Source organism: Pseudomonas sp. CM25 (assembly GCF_013179705.1).
Classification (GTDB): domain Bacteria; phylum Pseudomonadota; class Gammaproteobacteria; order Pseudomonadales; family Pseudomonadaceae; genus Aquipseudomonas.
Map to the genome: position 1 here is coordinate 1 of NZ_JABMCW010000485.1, position 3,089 is coordinate 3,089.

General features: G+C 64.6%; 3 protein-coding genes. 2 read left to right on the forward strand and 1 reads right to left on the reverse strand.

The window, feature by feature from the left end:
* Positions 1-743, reverse strand: a 743-nt coding sequence (locus tag HP546_RS28255; RefSeq protein ID WP_172232518.1) for an AMP-binding protein, incomplete at its 3' end; no start/stop codon positions are given.
* A 239-nt stretch (positions 744-982) separates the two neighbouring features.
* Here HP546_RS28255 and HP546_RS28260 point away from each other — a divergent pair.
* Together HP546_RS28260 and HP546_RS28265 are read left to right on the forward strand one after the other, a co-directional pair.
* Positions 983-2,146, forward strand: coding sequence for an isovaleryl-CoA dehydrogenase (locus HP546_RS28260; protein WP_172232521.1), 1,164 nt, complete (start codon positions 983-985; stop codon positions 2,144-2,146).
* Between the two features lie 19 nt (positions 2,147-2,165).
* Positions 2,166-3,089: carboxyl transferase domain-containing protein (locus HP546_RS28265; RefSeq protein WP_306125879.1), on the forward strand; the 924-nt coding region annotated here is incomplete at its 3' end.

A 3,089-nucleotide genomic window follows, 5' to 3' on the forward strand; every position in this document is an offset into this window, starting at 1 on the left:
GGGATCACCATGCGGTCTCGCTCGTTCAGACCCAGACTTTCGCCGACCATGAAGCCGTTGTTGAGGATGTTGTAGTGGCTGAGCGTGGCACCCTTGGGCGCGCCGGTGGTGCCGGAGGTGTACTGGATGTTCACCGGCTGGTCGAACTGCAGGCCTTGTTGGCGGGCGCTGCAGGCCTCGATGTCGGTCTGCCCTGCCAGTTCGCCCAGCGCTTGCCAGGGCAGGAAGCCAGCCGGCGGATTGGCGCCCAGGCTGATCACACCGCGCAGGTCGGGCAGGCCTTGGCTCGCCAGCTCGCCGGGCGTGGCGGCGGCCAGCTCTGGGACCAGCTGCTGCAACATGGCGTGATAATCGGAACGCTTGAAGGCATCCGCACACACCAGCCAGCGGCAGCCGGACTGGCGCAGCACATATTCCAGTTCACCTACGCGATACGCCGGGTTGATGTTGACCAGGATGGCACCCACCTTGGCGCTGGCCAGTTGCAGGATGCACCACTGGGCGCAGTTGGGCGACCAGATGCCGACCCTTTCGCCAGTATTCACGCCCAGCGCCATCAGGGCGCGGGCATGCACCTCTACCTGCTCGGCCAACTGCCGCCAGCTGTAGCGCAAGCCTTGATGGCGCGACACCAGCGCCTCGCCGTCGGCGCAGCGGGCCACCGTGGCATCGAACGCCTGGCCGATGGTCTGGGTCAGCAAGGCTTGGTCCTGGCGACCGCGGGTATAGCTGGGTTGACTCATGGGTGTCCCTTCTTGTGGTTGTTCTGGGCACGACTGAAGCAAGCGGGAATACTCTGGCGCAGATTTACGTTTACGTAAAGGTGATGAGTCGATTGACAGTAACCCCATGCAGGTTTACGTTAACGTAAAGGTGATGAACGACACCTGCCCTCAGGCTTGCAGCCGCTCCCACAGGGTCCGGCGCCAGCTCCTTGAGCTACGGTGTAACCCAACTTCAAGAACAACAAAGGTGCCCCCGCATGCATTACCCTTCCCTGAACTTCGCCCTGGGCGAAACCATCGACATGCTCCGCGACCAGGTGCGCACCTTCGCCGCCGCCGAGCTGGCGCCACGGGCCGCGCAAATCGACCACGACAACCTGTTCCCCGCTGACATGTGGCGCAAGTTCGGCGACATGGGCCTGCTGGGTATCACCGTGGCGGAAGAGTACGGCGGTGCCGGCCTGGGTTACCTGGCCCATGTAGTGTCTATGGAAGAAATCAGCCGTGCCTCGGCCTCGGTGGCCTTGTCGTATGGCGCCCACTCCAACCTGTGCGTCAACCAGATCAACCGCAACGGCACCCACGAGCAGAAGCTGAAGTACCTGCCCAAGCTGATCAGCGGCGAGCACATTGGCGCACTGGCCATGAGCGAGCCCAACGCCGGCTCCGACGTGGTGTCGATGAAGCTGCGCGCGGAAAAACGCGGCGACCACTACGTGCTCAACGGCAGCAAGACCTGGATCACCAACGGCCCGGACGCCAACACCTACGTGATCTACGCCAAGACCGACCTGGACAAGGGCTCGCACGGCATTACCGCGTTCATCGTCGAGCGTGACTGGAAAGGCTTCAGCCGCAGCAACAAATTCGACAAACTGGGCATGCGCGGCTCCAACACCTGCGAGCTGTTCTTCGATGACGTCGAAGTGCCACAGGAAAACATCCTCGGCCAGCTCAACGGTGGCGTGCGCGTGCTGATGAGCGGCCTGGACTACGAGCGCGTGGTGCTGTCCGGTGGCCCGACCGGCATCATGCAAAGCTGCATGGACCTGGTGGTGCCGTACATCCACGACCGCAAGCAGTTCGGCCAGAGCATCGGCGAGTTCCAGCTGATCCAGGGCAAGATCGCCGACATGTACACCCAGCTCAACGCCAGCCGCGCCTACCTGTATGCCGTGGCCCAGGCCTGCGACCGTGGCGAGACCACCCGCAAGGATGCCGCCGGGGTGATCCTCTACACCGCCGAACGCGCCACGCAAATGGCCCTTGAGGCCATCCAGATTCTCGGCGGCAACGGCTACATCAACGAATTCCCGGCAGGCCGCCTGCTGCGCGATGCCAAGCTGTACGAGATCGGTGCCGGCACCAGCGAAATCCGCCGGATGCTGATCGGCCGTGAACTGTTCAACGAAACCCGCTGAGCACAAGGGACGGGCGCACATGGCTACCTTGCATACCCAGATCAACCCGCGTTCGGCGGAATTCGCCGACAACAGCGCGGCCATGCTCGAACAGGTCCAGGCCCTGCGCGGCCTGCTCGCCCAGGTCGCCCAGGGCGGCGGCCGGAAGGCGCAGGAGCGGCACACCTCGCGGGGCAAGCTGCTGCCGCGCGAGCGTATCGACCGCCTGCTGGACCCGGGCTCGCCGTTCCTCGAAATCGGCCAGCTGGCCGCCCATGAGGTGTACGGCGAAGACGTGCCCGCTGCGGGCGTCATCGCCGGCATCGGCCGCGTCGAAGGCGTGGAATGCATGATCGTGGCCAACGACGCCACGGTAAAGGGCGGTTCGTACTACCCACTGACGGTGAAAAAGCACCTGCGTGCGCAGGCCATCGCCCAGCAGAACCGTCTGCCGTGCATCTACCTGGTGGACTCCGGCGGTGCCAACCTGCCACGCCAGGACGAAGTGTTCCCCGACCGCGAGCACTTCGGACGGATCTTTTTCAACCAGGCCAACATGAGCGCGCAGGGCATCCCGCAGATTGCCGTGGTGATGGGCTCGTGCACCGCTGGCGGTGCCTATGTGCCGGCCATGGCCGATGAGGCGATCATGGTACGCCAGCAGGCGACCATCTTCCTCGCCGGCCCGCCCTTGGTGAAGGCTGCCACCGGTGAAGTGGTGAGCGCCGAGGACCTCGGGGGCGCCGATGTGCATTGCCGCACCAGCGGCGTGGCCGACCATTACGCCGACAACGACGAACACGCCCTGGCCATCGCCCGGCGCAGCGTGGCCAACCTCAACTGGCACAAGCTGGGCAAACTGCAGCGCCTGGCGCCGGTGGCGCCGTTGTATGGCGCCGAAGAGTTGTACGGCGTAGTGCCGGCCGATGCCAAGCAGCCGTTCGACGTGCGCGAGGTCATCGCC

Bases quoted from the DNA above. Each gene is read 5' to 3' on its own strand.
- HP546_RS28260 (WP_172232521.1), top strand. From the start codon at position 983: ATGCATTACCCTTCCCTGAACTTCGCCCTGGGCGAAACCATCGACATG.